We start from the raw sequence: 16,310 nt of genomic DNA, 5'->3' as shown, positions 1-16,310 counted from the left end.
GCAATCAGGAGAGTTTTTTGTGTTTGGATCGTTTATAATAGAAATATAGACGGATTGACGGAGGATACATACATTATGGAATTACCAGAAATCACAATGTTTGAACACGGGATTATTCAGGTGAAAATAGCTATGTCTTATCCATTGCGCTGGGTAAACAGTTATATTATCGTTGGCGATCGTACATGGAGTGTTATAGATCCAGGACCTCGTAGCGAAGAAAATGAAGCCGCATGGCAAAAAGTATGGGGAACACTCGAATTAGACGTTGCCCAATTGGAATCTATTATTTTAACTCATCATCATCCAGATCATTATGGTCTGGCTGGCTGGTTACAAGCACAAAGTGATGCACCTGTATATATGTCAGCACGTTCACTCGCAGAAGCACGATTATCATGGGGAGAAGGCAATACAGCAGCACATGACCTTATTAATTTTTACACTGTTAATGGCATGCCGAACGAAATTACAGAACAGCTTCCAGAACATTTACAAAGTTTTGTTGCGCAGGTATTACCACAACCTCAAGTATCCATAATTACGCCAGAACAACCTTTTAAGATATCCGGTCATTGGTGGATACCGATTCAGACTTCCGGCCATGCGGCAGGGCATCTTTCTTTTTATCAAGCGGATTGGAAATTAATGATCTGTGGTGATGCTGTATTACCTCAGATTTCGCCTAATATTAGTTTGATTCCAAATAGTGACCCTGAACCACTACAATCTTATCTAGATGGATTGCGTATACTGGGTGAATACGAAGTAGAGTGGGCATATCCAGGACATCGTCGTCCTTTTACAGGATTTAGAGAGCGAACGATTAAATTACTGGATCATCATGAACAGCGATTGGATGCTATGGCAGAACGTATTCGTATACAATCTTTGAATGGATACGATGTATGTATGTCTATATTTAATAGTAAGCTCACTTTACATCAATTACGATTTGCGATGTCAGAGACATTGGCACATCTAGAAGAATTAATTCGTCGTGATCGTGCTCATAAATATCAGCAAGATGGAATTTGGATCTATACAGCTCATGAATAGAGCTGGATTATCAACTCTCATCCATAACTAAAAAAGCATGATATAGGCTGATTACAGTCTCTATCATGCTTTTTATTATGGAATGTACATCTTATTCAAAATATTTGTATTTAGATAACTTTATATTTAGCTAACGGGTAGTAGACTATTATTCAGTGAGATCGCCAGTTAGTTTAGCAATTGCACGCCGGGCAATCTGTAATGTTTCTTCAGAGTGTGCTTTATTTTGAGCAGATTGAACTTGTTCTAACTGTCTTTCGGATTGATGAATTGTGTGTTGCAGACTGCGAAGAAGCACATCACGTTCATTTTCATCGAATAATGCTTTGAGCTTATCGGTGACATTCGGCTCATGTGGCATCTGATTATACTCGGAAGCTGACATCTTGCGAATATCAAGATAGCTATTTTTGTATTCGATAACTGTTTCTGTACTACGAGCATTACGCTCTGTTTCCACAACCACCATTTTGTTAGCATAATCAGGATAGACATTCACAATTTTTTGCCTGATATGCAACAGCCCACATATTTTACGAAAAGGAATTTTGTGTACTCGACTCACTTCTTGTGACATCAGATCAACCTCCGCAACCTATCATTATTAGTTTTAACTAAGATTAAGTCCATTTTCATCCAAAATTAAGCTAATTCTTTTACAATAAGTCTAGTCAACACCCCGAAACGTGAAAGGGGCATCTAACATGTTCAGCACAAATGGAACGATATTGGATATCACAGTCGAAGGATTGCGATTCCTTGCTTATTTATTACTGCTTATTGGTGCAGTCATCGGAATATTTAGTAATATGTCTATGATACAAGAAAAGTACCGTTCTGTCTGGTATCGTTACCGTAATACGATGGTCTATATGGGACTTGGTGTAGGTATTATTCAAGGAATTACCAGTATGGTGAACATAATGATTCATCAAGGATGGTCTGCTGCTATTATTCCATTTACTACTGCATCAGGACGTTTGGCAAATGGCTGTGCGCTGATTGCTTTCTATATCACTCTGGCTTATGTGATTCCGGCTATTCTACTCTGGCAACGCCGTAATCATCATCCTTCACACCGTTTTATTTCGGTATTATTGTATCCCGTATTAGAATTGTTGTTATTATCTGGATTATTGACTCGCAATGATTCAGGTGTTATATCGATTCATTTATTTTATGTATTTACAGGATTATGTTTAATCTGGCTATTCGTATTGCAATTTATGTCAGGAGAAAGCAAAAGGCGACGTGAACACAAACACTGGTGGGTTAGCCCTGATATCAAAGTCGGTCATCACTCCTCATCTAATGTACAACCAGAATCCAAACCAGATTCTTCATTATTTCATTCCAAAGGATTCTAAAATGTATTCAAATAGGTATAACAATTATCCTAAGCAAAAACTCTGATCCCCTTTTAACATACTAGGGAGTCAGAGTTTTTTTGTTGGATTTACATTGGTTGCTTCGGTTCATCATCTTCAGGCAGTTCAGTATCAGTCGTATCAACAGCGGGATCTTGTTCTTTATATTTACCATGCGCAATCCGGCTACTTGCCGCTGCTGCAATCGCACCTACAATATCATCAAAAAACGTATGGATTGGTCCGATACTTTTATCATTTAATCGTGCGAGAACGCCCGGTTTTAATTTATCCACATAACCGTAATTGGTAAAGCCGATACTTCCGTATACATTTACAATTGCAAATGCCAAAATTTCATCGACACCATACAGACCTTCATCATTTTCGATCATTTCTTGTAAAGGTGAGATAAGCTTTCCTTCTTCTGCAAGAATATCCAGTTGAATACCCGTTAAGACAGCATTCTGTACTTCGCGTTTGAGCAGTACTTTTTCTACGCTTTCTACACACTCTTCAATCGTAAGTGAAGGATAATAACTTTTTTGTAGAAACATCACAATATCAGCTATTTCCAAAATCGTTACCCCACGTTTAAGCAACCATTCTCTCGTGGCTTGTTCTACATTTAGACTACTTAGATTATAAGGAACTTTGCTTGGTTTGGATTCCATGAGTAGACACCTCTTTCATAGATAACGTTATGTAGTATTAACCTTATTTTTTGTGAAAATCTCACGGTTCCTCATCAACGTTAGAATCAATCGTCAGATAAGGATGCTTTTACAAGTTAGGTTTGTTAGAATAAGAAGGTGAATATGACGCAGGAGGCAACCATTTATGAGAACAGACGGACGACAAGCCAACGAATTACGCCCGTTAACGATAACACCGAACGTGAACAAATATGCAGAGGGTTCTGTATATATTGAAGTAGGCGATACCAAAGTATTATGTACGGCATCTGTGGAAGAACGTGTACCGCACTTTATGAAAGGTCAGGGTAAAGGTTGGGTAACCGCAGAATACTCTATGTTACCCCGTGCTACACATACCCGTAACCAACGTGAAGCCGCTAAAGGTAAATTAGGCGGACGTACGATGGAGATTCAACGTCTGATTGGACGTGCTCTTCGTTCTGTGATTGATCTACAAGCTCTTGGAGAACGTACAATCACAGTCGATTGTGATGTGATTCAAGCGGATGGAGGTACACGTACCACTTCAATCACAGGTTCTTTTGTCGCTTTAGCGATTGCGATGAACAAATTATCAGCTCAAAATAAATTTACTAAATTCCCTATTACAGATTATTTAGCTTCTGTGAGTGTAGGTGTTGTAGGAGATCGTGCATTACTGGATCTGAACTATGAAGAAGATTCCAAAGCCAAAGTCGATATGAATGTTGTCATGACCGGTGGAGGACAATTTGTAGAAGTTCAAGGTACAGGTGAAGAACGTCCATTTTCACGTGACGAATTGGATCAATTGCTTGCACTGGGTAGTGAAGGTATTGAGAAAATGATCGCTATGCAAAAAGAAATTCTAGGACCGATCGCTTTGAAAATTAATTCGGGTCAAGCAGGTACACAAGTATGAATATGATGAGTAGCTCTATTGTCGTTGTTGCTACTCAGAATAAAGGGAAAGTTAGAGAGTTTACACATGCTCTAGCTTCTTTGGGTAAAGAAGTACGCAGTATGTTTGATTATCCTGATCTGCCTGAAGTGGTCGAAGATGGAGCAACATTTGCAGAGAATGCACTGAAAAAAGCCAAAACAGTTGGTGATGCTCTAGGTATTCCTGTACTTGCTGATGATTCAGGTCTATGTGTGGATCGCTTGGATGGAGCACCGGGTGTCTATTCGGCTCGTTATGCAGGCGAATCAGCTACAGATGCAGATAATAATGCCAAGTTGCTAGATGCACTAGAGCGATTGCAGATGGGTGAAGATACCGATCAGACCTTGCTGAGTACAGCACGTTTTGTATGTTGTCTGGTATTGTACGATCCAGCGACAGGGTTAGCTATAACCACAGAAGGTTCGGTGGATGGTTGGATTACTTCTCAACCTTCTGGAAATGCAGGCTTTGGTTATGATCCATTATTTTATTTGCCAACACATAACAAAACAATGGCAGATATAACGATCGAAGAAAAGCAAGCGATTAGCCATCGTGGTGAAGCTTTGCGTAAATTAGTCGATCAATTGAATCTGAATACTTAAATCAAAAATAGCTTAACCTGTATGAGACGGGTTAAGCTATTTTTATATTAAATGTATATATATCCTACTTTGATTGTAGTATTATCTGTGTTATAAAATAAAAGAAATCTAGTTCGAGGAGGGTTTATGTATGGAAGTGAAATTCTCAGTTGATTATGATCAGAATGAAAAAGGGGTACGCTTAAAAGATTTGATCACAGGACTGGTGAGTGATCCAGAGCCTTGTCGGGGAATTACCAGTCTGATTATTGGGGATTGGGGTGCAGCTTATGAAGATACAATGGATGATGCTATTCCAGCTCTGATTGAAGCGAGTCCCCTATTACCGAACTTAAAAAGTCTATATATTGGCGATATGTCATCAGAAGAATGTGAAGTGTCTTGGATCAATCAGACCAATCTTGGTCCTTTACTTGCTGCTTATCCACAGATTGAATCGTTTACGATTCAAGGAAGTACAGGCTTATCGTTAGAACCTTTACATCATGATAAATTACATACATTAACTATTATTTGCGGAGGCTTGCCCAAATCGGTTTTGAATGAGATTTATAATGCGCATTTGCCTGAATTAACAACACTTACTTTATATTTAGGCGTAGAAGATTATGGATTTGATGGTTCGATCGAAGATATTTTGCCATTTTTGAATCAGAATCCTTTTCCTAAATTAAAATATTTAGGTCTAACCGATAGTGAAATTCAAGATGAGATCGCTATCGCAGCCGCAAATGCGCCTGTACTTGAGCAACTCGATACGCTCGACTTATCGAATGGAACACTATCTGATAAAGGGGCAGAAGCCCTTATTAATAGTGATGCGGTCAAAAAGCTTAAACATTTGAATTTAAATTATCATTATATGTCGGATACGATGATTAAACGTTGGAAAGATACAGGCTTATCTGTGGATACAGGAGACCAACAAGAAGTAGACGAAGATGGCGAGTACGAATGGCGTTATCCTGCACTGACGGAGTAATGAATGATATATGAATAGATCTCCATCATCTTCCTATCAACAATGGCTAGCTTCTGCGTCTGCTTCTATTTTATTTGGTAATCCAGATAATAAGCGGACAGCTGGCTGGCAACAAGCAAGAGCGCATCATCATCTCTCTTCTGCATTGGTTGTTCCTTATATTCGTATACTGCATACGATTCGTGCTGGAGAATCTCTGGATGATCTATTACAAGCGGTATTTCAGAGACAGTCCCATCAGTCTCATCCTATTGAGGTAGCATCATCTATTTCACATCAAGTGCCGTTATTATTGCGTCTGGATGCACCGGGTGATCATTTTGCTGTGGAACGTGAATTGATTGCTTTAGGTGCATCAGATGCAGAAGGAGATATAGATGATCGTTTAGTCCCTTTAGATGCGTATACGGTAGGGCATTTGATTTCAGCAACAGAAGCTCGCCGTTTACAGCCTCAACATGGACGTATCTGGTATCCTGCTCAGTGGTTTCGCGGGTATTGTCGGTTATTATCTTGGCTTCAGCGTGAAGTTTCTATACTATTACCGCAAGCTCAGTGGATGAATGATCCTGCTGATATTGCGGTAATGTTCGATAAAAGGCGTTGTCATCAATGGTTACATGCAGCAGGTGTAGCGGTTCCACCACTTGTGCCTGATCTGTTAGGGCAACAGAGTAATTATGAACAGTTGCGACAATCGATGGAGCAACATCGAATTCATCGTGTGTTTATCAAGTTATTCTGTGGCTCTGCGGCTTCAGGTGTTATTGCTTATCAATATAATCCTCGTACAGGTGCAGAGATTGCAACGACCACTATAGGGATTGATCATAGTGGGCATGAACCTTTTTATTATAATTCAGGTAGATTACGTCGTTATACAGATTCAGCTACAATTGTGCAGATCATCGATTGGTTAGGGCGAGAAGGCATGCATGTGGAACGATGGATTAGCAAAGACAGCTGGCAAAACAAAGCTTATGATATTCGTCAGTTGGTCTGCCGCTATGAATCAGGTCATGCTGTGATGCGGTTAAGTCACACGCCAATCACGAATTTACATTTGCGTAATGAGCGCTTATTGGTCGATCAATCTCATCTGTCTGCTGAGCAAGTATTGCAGATTCAACAGATTGCTTCGGCAGGTTTGCATTGTTTTCCAAATTCATTTTGCGCAGGTATAGATGTGTTGGTTCCTAGTAGTGGCGGACATCCGTATATCATTGATATGAATCCATTTGGAGATTTACTTTATTATGTAGAGCATCAAGGGTTAGGCACTTATGCGTGGGAATTACAGCAATGGTTGGAGCATGAGTGTATATGAAAGGATTAGCGTTATGATGAATATGAATGAAATTGTAGGTACACACGATATTTTGATGATTACACTGGATACACTGCGCTATGATGTGGCAAAGCTAGAAGAAGACAATTGCCCTCATCTATGTGCAAGTGGTGGATGGGAAAAGCGTCATAGTCCAGGCAGTTTTACGTATGCGGCTCATCATGCTTTTTTCGGCGGATTTTTACCTACACCTGCGAATACGGATAAAGATTCGCATATTCGACTTTTTCACGGGAAGCATAGTGGATTTCGTACTCATCCGTATACATGGTTGTTTGATGCTCCTGACATCGTATCGGGATTAGCGCAAGAAGGATATCGAACGATCTGTATCGGTGGCGTAATCTTTTTTACCAAAAAAAATAAGTTAGCCAAAGTGTTGCCTGCTTATTTTCAAGAAAGTTATTGGCGAATGACATTCGGAGTGACGAATCCACGATCTACAGAACATCAAGTCAATCATGCGTTACAATTGTTAGACGGAGCTGATCTAGAGCAACGTTTATTTTTATTTCTCAATGTATCTGCTATTCATGGACCGAATCATTATTTTATTCCTAATCATATTCGCAAAGATTCAATCGAGACTCAGCGAGCGGCACTCCGTTATGTTGATGGAGAATTAGGACGTTTGTTTGCTGCTTTTCGCAAGCGGAAGCGACCGACCTTATGTCTGGTCTTTTCCGATCATGGAACAGCGTATGGAGAAGATGGGTACGAAGGGCATCGTTTAGCTCACGAAGTGGTCTGGAACGTGCCTTATCGTGAATTTATATTATAAAAAGGTGAATTTAGTACAATTCATCTGTTATTGATCAAAAAGGAGTGTAGCCTTATGAATTCGGAATCATTGCAGTTACCGCTCCATGCTCTTCCACCAGCAGAATGGACACCAGCGTTGCAGGAATGGGAACAACAGATGAAGAGTGCTCCTTATCGTTCATATCTTTACTCTTATCCACATAAGACTGCCTATCGTGAACTTGATCCACCGTATGATTTGCAATCATTATGGGAGCAAGAACAATTGGAAAGTTATTTTCTATATATGCATATTCCATTTTGTGGTGCTCGTTGTGGATTTTGCAATTTATTTACGTTGCCTGATAAGCGGGTAGATGTACATGAACAGTATGTGGATGCGCTAGAACGTCAAGCCAAGCAATGGGCACCTTTAGTAGCGAGACGACCTTTTTCACGATTTGCAATCGGTGGAGGAACGCCTACATTACTACAGCCTGATCAATTGAATCGATTATTTGATATTGCTGAAAATATTATGGGGCTTGATCCTAGACATGCTTCCATTTCTGTAGAGACTTCGCCAGATACCGTAACACCTGAACGCTTAGAGATTCTAAAGCGTCGTGGAACGGATCGGGTGAGTATGGGAATTCAGAGCTTTGTCGAATCTGAAAGTAAAGCGATTTATCGTCCACAAAAGCCAGAGTTAGTACGTGAAGCATTACGTATGTTAGTCGATTATGATTTTCCGTTACTCAATGTGGATCTGATCTATGGATTACCGGAGCAGACGATAGAGACATGGTTATATTCGGTAGAACAAGCATTATCATATGATCCCGGTGAGATCTTTATTTATCCATTATATATTCGTGAAAATACGATATTAAAGCCGGGACATACAGGGCTGGAAGAAGATATCCGCTTGGAGTTATATCATGCTGCTCGTACTCGCTTAGAAGCCGCTGGATACACCCAGTACTCGATGCGACGTTTTGCCAAGCCATTATCGTCCTCTAAGTCATTATTACCGTATAGCTGTCAGGAAGAAGGGATGGCAGGGCTTGGATGCGGAGCACGTTCGTATACGCAAAATGTACACTATGCTTCTCATTATGGAGTGAGTGCCGCTACAACACGCAGTATTATCGAAGATTATGTCACCGCAGAGCGTCATGATCAAGCGAATTATGGATTTGTGCTTAATCTAGAAGAGCGTCAACGTCGCTTTATTCTCAAAGCTATTTTACACCGTGAAGGATTGACGATCACCGATTATGTAGCACGTTTTGGTGCTTCGCCGCTTGAGCATTTTCCAGAATTGCAGAACTTGATCTGGACAGGGATGGCAGAACTGATCGACAATGAGGATCAACCACAGGTATTACAATTGACGACTGAAGGGCTAGCTTACTCCGATGGGATAGGGGATTGGTTTATTTCCGAAGATGTGTATGCTTTGATGGAAGGATATGTAGGCTCATGAGTATGCAGGCGACTATTTATTATCGTGGCAAATTATCTTCCTGTAACTATAGTTGTCCTTATTGTCCATTTAGCAAAACTGTCGATAGCAAAGAAACACTGATGCAAGATCGCCAGCAATTAGCACAATTTATGGAGTGGGTACGTCAACAAGAGCATGCAGGTCATCAACTGTCTATCTTTTTCAATCCGTATGGAGAAGCGCTGGTACATGCTTGGTATCGTGAAGCGATGATTGAGTTATCTCATATGTCTCATATTACTAAAGTGGCTATCCAGACGAATCTATCGGTCAAATTAGATTGGACCGCTCAATTGAATCCAGCCAAAGCATCGTTCTGGGCAACATACCATCCGGGACAAGTACGTGAAGACCGATTTATTGCACAAGGGATGACTTTGTATAACCAAGGGATTGTGTTTAGTGCAGGTACAGTCGGTCTACGTGAAGCTTTTCCAGCGATTCACCAATTACGAGCCAAGTTACCTGAAGATGTATATGTGTGGGTGAATGCATTCAAAGATCGTCCACGTTATTATAGCGAAGCAGAGATTGAAGAATTAAGCGGAATCGATCCTTATTTTAGAGATAATTTGCAAGATTATGATAGTCTTGGACAAGCTTGTCGTGCAGGGGAGCATGTTTTTTATGTGCAGGGTTCAGGGATTGTGAAGCGTTGTTATCAGGATAAGCGAGTGATTGGACATTTGTATCGACATTCATTAGAGCAGTTGTCTCAAGAACGTCCGTGTCAGATGAAAACATGCGGTTGTTATATTGGATATATTCATATGAAAGATCAACCGTTTGCATCGCTTTATGGAGAACGTCTTTTAGAACGCGTGCCTCAATCGTATCGTAATCTAGCCAAGCCTGTACACATCTAAAAAAACCGGAATGGAGATGATCCATTACCGGTTTTTGTTTTGAAATTTTATTGTATCGGTAGATTGTATTTAAGGTGAAGTCAACGTAGATTGTTGAGGAATCTTTTGTTGAGCTAACATATATTCCATTGTGAACAACTGTTTTTCGACTTTTTCCCAAATATTCAACTTATAGCTATCGATCATAATACAGCCGTTATGCATCTGGTTCACATAGATATGAGTGCGTGCTTTGAGAATGCAATGTGCATTGCTACCGCTACCTACATTTTGAGCTACTATCCGATCCATCGCTTCTAGCTGAGAACCACGACATACTGAATGTTCATCTAGAAAAGCAATACTTCCAGCAGAATACAGCTCACTTTGAATCACGCCTGCTTTAGTAACAACAATATCACCATTGGATTTGATAATAGCTCCCTGACACTGAGCCATTTCAATACTCACTTGTGTTTCTTGCATACTGGCGACATTCGAATGTAATTGTTCTAGTAGTAATCGCATACGTGCTAATGTCTGTTCACAAAAGACATCGGCTACTTGAGCAGATTGAATAATTTGCTGAAGCAAGAGCAATAACTGTTCGTTTTGTTCAGTCTGTACTTGCTGAATACTAGCAAATACTTGTAACAGTTCACGAGCCAGTTCAGGAATGATTTTGAATTTACTTTCGAGCAATAACATAATGACTTGCCCGTAACGCACCGTTTGCTTGCGAGCCCGAATTTCGTTATTTAGTAATTGAGCTGCAATTTCTAAGCGCTCCATTTCTTGCTTGAGCTGCTTGGAGACCATATACATTCGATTGAACATCACACCGAAGTAGCCTGAGTACAATTGACCGCTGATCACATTGCCTTTCACCAGAATACTCCCTGTCGCTGTAATTGTAGAATTGTATACATTCCCATGAACATAGACATTGCCTAGCGATTCAATAATCATATGATCTGTCACATGACCATGAATAATCACATCTCCTGAAAACACGATATTACCTGTGCTTAGATCGACATTACCTTCTACGATAAAAGCATTAGAAATATCGAATTGATGCACTTTTTTACCTGTTAAACGGGGTCTGCCGGGAGCAAGCGCAATAATCTCACCTTTATCGTTCATTTCGGTGGAGTCTTTGGCCACAACAATAATATCTTGAGCAGGTGTAGGCGGAAGCATATCTCCATACACATCATAGCCGGGAATTCCATCAACCAGCGCATGTTTTACCGCGATCACGTCTCCTTCATGTACAGAAGGGATGCGGCGATGGCTACGATAATCGATCACACCACCAATTTCATGGAAGATCGTCTCTACTTGTTCAGGGAAAAATAACTCTAGCCTTGCATCTATGCCCGGTGTCGATGCTTTGCCACGCGCAACGACTACCGGTTGATGAGTAGGGTGTTCCAATTCTGCCATGATCGCTGCGGTATCCAAATGTTTGCGAATTCCTAGCTTTTCGAGCGTGTTAATAATATGGTTGAATTTCACCACATCAATCACAAGTTCTTTATTGGGAGCGGCTTTAATAAAAGCACGATCAGATGCAGGTACATCTTGTAGTTCCCATGTATATTTTTCACGCGAATACAGAATCAATACGGCTTCCATCCGGTCGCGGGAGACTTTGATTTCAAATAATGGCGGGTATTTTATATCCCAAGTAATAATATCGTCTTCAGTGACTTCAGTCGCACCATTTAAAGGAATACCATTAATCAATAAGGTTAACGGAGAGACTGCACAAATCGTAGCCGGTTTTTTACCTTCATCCGGTGAAGTCACCATAATCTGATGATTCTCTACCTGAATCCATCCATTACCGTTCGATGAATAAGATGATTGACCAGACTTACGATCGTCAGCATCAGAAGATGAGTCTAAGTTCATCCGATGAATAAGTAAGCCCAGTTCCTTTTCGGAGATGGGTGTAGCCATATGAATACCTCCATTTCAGTTCAATTGTAGGCAAATGCTATAGGAAAAGGAAACCGACAAGAGTATTATTGAAAAAGATGTGGGAGCGTTTGCAAGTAACAAAGGTATGTATGCGTGGGAGATTCGATATAGGTATATTAATCCACTTTTTTCCAATTGAAACTTATAATTGAATATAAAGTACCACATATAGCACACAAAAAACAGGTAATTATAAGTATATAATAATTTTTTTTGAAATTAAATACATAATAGAGTATAATCAATAATGTTGTGTTGCATACATATCTGATTTGTCTCAGTAGCTCAGCTGGATAGAGCAACGCCCTTCTAAGGCGTCGGTCGGGGGTTCGAATCCCTCCTGGGACGTAAAAAAAGAAGTCTTCTCATTGTTCAAATGGGGAGACTTCTTTCTATGTTTAATAACAAAAATAAAAAAGATAAGTGAGCGTACACTTCAAAAATCTTTTTATTTACGTGTTACTAATTAGATAAGTCACATTACATACATTTCCACTACCACCAATCACCTGTATATTGTAAGCAGGTGAACTACTTTGTGCCGAAAATCCATCCGAACCTACATACGGATCATCAAAATATAGAGTGATCTCTCCTTGAGGTAGCTTGTAATACAGCGTACCTTCTACACCCGTAGCGAACCCATCTGAATCTGCTTCAAAAGTAGCTGGTTTTGCATTGTTAGGGACATTAGTTGGGGAGACAACCCATTCACCATGAGCCAAATTTGTTTTACTTTCCAAAACCAATTCACTATCCGTTACATTAATCACAGAAATGTGTACTTCGCGTTGAGCCATAAACAAATCACTCCTCTTAGTATAAGATGGGCTTGCAGAATCTATAATAAGTTAATTGTATAAATTAATCAATAAATAAATTTTTAGTAATAAATGGTATAAAAAGTAAAATGTAAATATGAATGTAAACCGTTGTATCGTTTCATTGCGGCATCTCAATTCCGCCTGTATAATCTAGAGATACAGCATGAATATTCAACATCTTTGTCTTTATTTATAATCCAATCGTCAACAAGTAATAAGCTGAAACGAGCAAGCTATAAGGAGGATGACCTTGAAACCGTGGATGAATTATGTTTATAAAGTGCCTGCTATTTTACAAGGGATATTAAATGTAACCCTTGTATTAGTAGGTTTCACATTGACCTTTTTTCTATTGAAAGAAACATGGTATATTTTTAGCTTTATGTTTATTGATTCAGATGTAGGTAAAACCGATTATGAATTTACAGAACAGCTTTTGGTCTTCTTTTTGTATTTTGAATTTATTGCATTAATTATTCAGTATTTCAAAAGTGGATTCCATTTCCCATTACGTTATTTTATCTATATTGGTATTACAGCGATTATTCGGTTAATTATTATTGATTACACCAATGCATCGAATACATTATTATGGTCGATTTCGATTGCTGTATTGCTAGGTGCACTGGTACTCGCCAATATGAAAGTTATGCGAAGAGACGAACATTAACGAACCATCAATCTGACCACTAATCTTGGAGGAATCATCATGAGTGTACAAGTTAAAGTGTCACAACGTACTGCATTGATTCTAGAACGCTTACGTCGTGATGGAATAACGCAAGACCAACTGCTAGATGCTTTGGAGCGTCAAGACGTAGCTCCATTGGAACAGATCACTTCTTCACAGACTGATTTTCAAGAATGGTTCACCTATGCGACAGAGCATGGAGAACCTTTAGTACAAGCGGTCAAAGAGGGATATCGAATTACATTTAATACGGTTCAGGGTCTTAAAATGTGGTTGGATTACCGATTTTTGCTTGAGGAAGATGATGATTATACCGAAGGCGAAGGTCGCTTAGATGATATCAAGCTTAGTCTTGATCAGATCGAACAATTAAAAAATGCACTGGCTGTAAACTGGGTCGTGCTTGAACAGGGTGAAGGTACGGTTTCACTGGCTTTACGAGGTTTGTTACCTGCTTAATAACCGTATGAAATAAAAAAGACTTCTATTCTCACACTTCGATGATATCCATCGGTGGAGATAGAAGTCTTTTTTAGGCACTCCATTTCAAGTAGTGTATAGATTCAATAACTGGGGTATAGCTAAGCAATCCGAATCATTAAGCTCCACAAAATAGTCTAATTGCCATTTCTGTGTGTCGATCGCTTGTTTGCTAGTAGGCTTTTCCCATTTAGGATACACTCTAATAGCCATTTTTCCTTTTGTCGTAGCTGTTTTAAGAATATTTTGTTTGAAAAGTACTTCTTTGGGGAATACAAATTGCCCCCAATGATTATCGCTAGTAAACGTATTGATCACCAATAGATCTGTAGCCTTTGCATATGAAAAAGGTTGGTTTTTATCATGCTCATCTTTTTCCCAAAAAGCAACAAATTGTCCGATCTTAGTAGGTGTTATTTTTGCGACTCTAAATCGAATAGATTTAGAATTTAACTGAAAAATTCCTGCACCATAATCTGCATTTTGTGCTTCTTCTTGGACAGCTTGGATTATGAATTGATTAGGTGTATAGATCATTTGATTGACATAGGCTAGCGCATGATAAAAGTCATTCACTGCTTTAGGCTCCTTTAATTGAATGTAGCATTGCATTGCGATATGGTATACATAGGTTCTAATCAAAAAAACAATAGGAGAACAATCATGCACAATATTGAAACAGAGCGATTACGATTGAGAAATTTTATTGAAGCAGATGCCGAAGGTCTATTAGAATATCTAGGACATCCGAGAGTGAATTGTTTTCTGGATGACAAGATCAGTACATTACAAGAAGCACATTTGAAAATTGAAAAAAGAAGTAAAGATGATTCCTATATAGCAGTCTGCTTGAAAGAAAGCAATGAACTGATAGGAGAATTATTTGCGTTAAAAGAAGAACCGGATACCTATTGTATAGGTTGGAATTTTAATGCTCGATTTGAAGGCAAAGGCTATGCCAGTGAAAGTGTAAAAGCGCTTCTAGCATATCTATTTACACAAATGGATGCAAGAAGAATATATGCATACGTTGAAGATGATAATCACAGATCACAAAAACTATGTGAACGATTCCATATGCGCCAAGAAGGTTGTTTTGTTGAATTTGTATCGATGACTACTTATGAAGATGGCACTCCTAAATACGAAAATACATTTCAATATGCATTGCTCAAAAAAGAATGGCTACAACATCAAGCGATACACTAATCTATTTGGATATCTGTATACCCAGATGCTTGGCTGAGTCCCGATACTCACGAGGGCTTACCTGAGATAGATGCTTAAACATTTTACCGAAATGCGAAAAATTACCGAAGCCTACGATATTTGCGATATCAATAATTTTAAGCTCAGATTCTCGTAATAATCGCTGTGCTTCTTGAATACGTATGGTGTTCAAATATTCGGTGATACTGAATCCTGTTGTTTTTTTGAAAATTCGACTGAGGTATGACGGGCTTAAATGAAATTGTTCTGCAAGCAAAGGCAACGAAATCTCTTGTTGATAATGAGACTTAATGTAGCGAGCCACTTCAGACATATGCTGATGAGCTTCAGTTCCGATTGTGGCAGGGAGCTGAGCTTGCTCACGATGGAGACGAGCACAGGTAATTAATAATTCAGTCACAATACACTGCATACATAATTCATAGCCCGGCGCTTGTACAGTTAACTCACGCAATAGTTTTTGTATAAGAGGATTCAGATGAGATTGCTCTCGTGCAGATAAATGAAAAACAGGTTGCTTGGACTGAAATAAAGACAATATCCAGGCACTGTGTACGGCAAAATGATTTTCAGCAAAATGATCATTAAAGTACATCACAATACGTTCATGCTCAGGGAGTTCAGCAGGAAGTGTACGATGCAATTCATTTTTGGCGATAAAAACAATATCTCCTTGTTGCACACGATAGATCTGATCTCGTATAAAATAATGCCGTTCCCCTGATAGCAAAATATACACTTCATAATGAGGATGAAAATGCTCATGGGTCATCGCAAAATAATCGCTCCGTCCTGCATATTCTACCGTGAGTGAATGGGGAGTCTGAGTATCGGTCAAGCTTGATCGTGTCTTATCTGCATGATTCATATTCCACGTCCTCCTGATGGATAAGCTTATATGTACAATATGTATATTTATATCTGTAAGCGTTCTCTTAAAATAAGTATATCACAACAAAATAAGCGGTATATATGAAATAAAACAAGATTTGCGGAGAAATATCATGCTTTATTTG

General features: G+C 39.3%; 18 protein-coding genes and 1 tRNA gene. 13 read left to right on the top strand and 6 right to left on the bottom strand.

Going from position 1 to position 16,310, the window contains the following annotated elements:
* The first annotated feature begins 75 nt into the window (after positions 1-75).
* On the top strand, positions 76-1,059 hold the full coding sequence (locus PO903_RS00385) for an MBL fold metallo-hydrolase (protein ID WP_273592337.1): 984 nt from the start codon (positions 76-78) through the stop codon (positions 1,057-1,059).
* 148 nt (positions 1,060-1,207) lie between these two features.
* Here the strand turns inward: PO903_RS00385 and PO903_RS00380 are convergent, their stop codons facing one another.
* Positions 1,208-1,636 carry a hypothetical protein gene (locus PO903_RS00380; protein ID WP_137223605.1) on the bottom strand — a complete coding sequence of 143 codons (429 nt, stop codon included), beginning with the start codon at positions 1,634-1,636 and terminating at the stop codon, positions 1,208-1,210.
* Positions 1,637-1,763: 127 nt separating this feature from the next.
* On the opposite strand from PO903_RS00380, the gene PO903_RS00375 reads away from it, so the two are divergent.
* Positions 1,764-2,426 (top strand): hypothetical protein, encoded by a 663-nt coding sequence (locus PO903_RS00375; protein WP_273592336.1) that lies wholly within the window; start codon positions 1,764-1,766, stop codon positions 2,424-2,426.
* Between the two features lie 89 nt (positions 2,427-2,515).
* Here the strand turns inward: PO903_RS00375 and PO903_RS00370 are convergent, their stop codons facing one another.
* Positions 2,516-3,100, bottom strand: coding sequence for a phosphatidylglycerophosphatase A family protein (locus tag PO903_RS00370; RefSeq protein ID WP_137223601.1), 585 nt, complete (start codon positions 3,098-3,100; stop codon positions 2,516-2,518).
* Between the two features lie 166 nt (positions 3,101-3,266).
* On the opposite strand from PO903_RS00370, the gene rph reads away from it, so the two are divergent.
* The 7 genes from rph to PO903_RS00335 all read left to right on the top strand — a co-directional run bounded on the left by rph (position 3,267) and on the right by PO903_RS00335 (position 10,101).
* On the top strand, positions 3,267-4,025 hold the full coding sequence (rph, locus tag PO903_RS00365) for a ribonuclease PH (RefSeq protein ID WP_069325547.1): 759 nt from the start codon (positions 3,267-3,269) through the stop codon (positions 4,023-4,025).
* A gap of 2 nt (positions 4,026-4,027) precedes the next feature.
* Entirely contained in the window at positions 4,028-4,654 is a 627-nt protein-coding gene (locus PO903_RS00360; RefSeq protein WP_137223829.1) for an XTP/dITP diphosphatase, read from the top strand.
* A gap of 130 nt (positions 4,655-4,784) precedes the next feature.
* Positions 4,785-5,636, top strand: coding sequence for an STM4015 family protein (locus tag PO903_RS00355; protein ID WP_069325545.1), 852 nt, complete (start codon positions 4,785-4,787; stop codon positions 5,634-5,636).
* Positions 5,637-5,646: 10 nt separating this feature from the next.
* Positions 5,647-6,963 (top strand): STM4014 family protein, encoded by a 1,317-nt coding sequence (locus PO903_RS00350; RefSeq protein WP_273592335.1) that lies wholly within the window; start codon positions 5,647-5,649, stop codon positions 6,961-6,963.
* A gap of 13 nt (positions 6,964-6,976) precedes the next feature.
* Positions 6,977-7,765: an STM4013/SEN3800 family hydrolase gene (locus PO903_RS00345; protein ID WP_069325543.1), complete on the top strand. Its 789-nt coding sequence runs from the start codon at positions 6,977-6,979 to the stop codon at positions 7,763-7,765.
* Between the two features lie 138 nt (positions 7,766-7,903).
* Complete coding sequence (locus PO903_RS00340; RefSeq protein ID WP_273594603.1) at positions 7,904-9,214, top strand: STM4012 family radical SAM protein; 1,311 nt, start codon at positions 7,904-7,906, stop codon at positions 9,212-9,214.
* Between the two features lie 2 nt (positions 9,215-9,216).
* Positions 9,217-10,101 (top strand): STM4011 family radical SAM protein, encoded by an 885-nt coding sequence (locus PO903_RS00335; protein WP_273594602.1) that lies wholly within the window; start codon positions 9,217-9,219, stop codon positions 10,099-10,101.
* Between the two features lie 69 nt (positions 10,102-10,170).
* Here PO903_RS00335 and PO903_RS00330 read toward each other — a convergent pair whose 3' ends face one another.
* On the bottom strand, positions 10,171-12,048 hold the full coding sequence (locus tag PO903_RS00330; protein ID WP_069325541.1) for a FapA family protein: 1,878 nt from the start codon (positions 12,046-12,048) through the stop codon (positions 10,171-10,173).
* A 295-nt stretch (positions 12,049-12,343) separates the two neighbouring features.
* Between PO903_RS00330 and PO903_RS00325 the strand changes: the two genes are divergently transcribed.
* Positions 12,344-12,417 (top strand) — tRNA-Arg (locus PO903_RS00325).
* 104 nt (positions 12,418-12,521) lie between these two features.
* On the opposite strand, the gene PO903_RS00320 is transcribed toward PO903_RS00325, so the two are convergent.
* On the bottom strand, positions 12,522-12,869 hold the full coding sequence (locus PO903_RS00320; protein WP_069325540.1) for an aegerolysin family protein: 348 nt from the start codon (positions 12,867-12,869) through the stop codon (positions 12,522-12,524).
* A gap of 274 nt (positions 12,870-13,143) precedes the next feature.
* Between PO903_RS00320 and psiE the strand changes: the two genes are divergently transcribed.
* Both psiE and PO903_RS00310 read left to right on the top strand, forming a co-directional pair.
* Positions 13,144-13,563: a phosphate-starvation-inducible protein PsiE gene (gene psiE, locus PO903_RS00315; RefSeq protein ID WP_137223589.1), complete on the top strand. Its 420-nt coding sequence runs from the start codon at positions 13,144-13,146 to the stop codon at positions 13,561-13,563.
* Between the two features lie 39 nt (positions 13,564-13,602).
* A complete protein-coding gene (locus tag PO903_RS00310; protein WP_273592334.1) occupies positions 13,603-14,043 on the top strand; it encodes a hypothetical protein in 441 nt (146 codons plus the stop codon).
* An 87-nt stretch (positions 14,044-14,130) separates the two neighbouring features.
* Here PO903_RS00310 and PO903_RS00305 read toward each other — a convergent pair whose 3' ends face one another.
* Positions 14,131-14,640, bottom strand: a complete 510-nt coding sequence (locus tag PO903_RS00305) for a MepB family protein (RefSeq protein ID WP_273592333.1) — start codon at positions 14,638-14,640, stop codon at positions 14,131-14,133.
* Between the two features lie 87 nt (positions 14,641-14,727).
* Here PO903_RS00305 and PO903_RS00300 point away from each other — a divergent pair, with 87 nt between their 5' ends.
* Positions 14,728-15,273: a GNAT family N-acetyltransferase gene (locus PO903_RS00300; RefSeq protein WP_273592332.1), complete on the top strand. Its 546-nt coding sequence runs from the start codon at positions 14,728-14,730 to the stop codon at positions 15,271-15,273.
* A 1-nt stretch (position 15,274) separates the two neighbouring features.
* Here PO903_RS00300 and PO903_RS00295 read toward each other — a convergent pair whose 3' ends face one another.
* A complete protein-coding gene (locus PO903_RS00295) occupies positions 15,275-16,162 on the bottom strand; it encodes an AraC family transcriptional regulator (RefSeq protein WP_137223580.1) in 888 nt (295 codons plus the stop codon).
* Positions 16,163-16,310 lie beyond the last annotated feature (148 nt).

The organism is Paenibacillus sp. PK4536 (assembly GCF_028594455.2).
In the GTDB taxonomy this organism is placed as follows: domain Bacteria; phylum Bacillota; class Bacilli; order Paenibacillales; family Paenibacillaceae; genus Saccharibacillus; species Saccharibacillus nuruki.
Note: the sequence above shows the minus strand (reverse complement) of the source record. Positions and strands in the feature narration are given on the sequence as shown.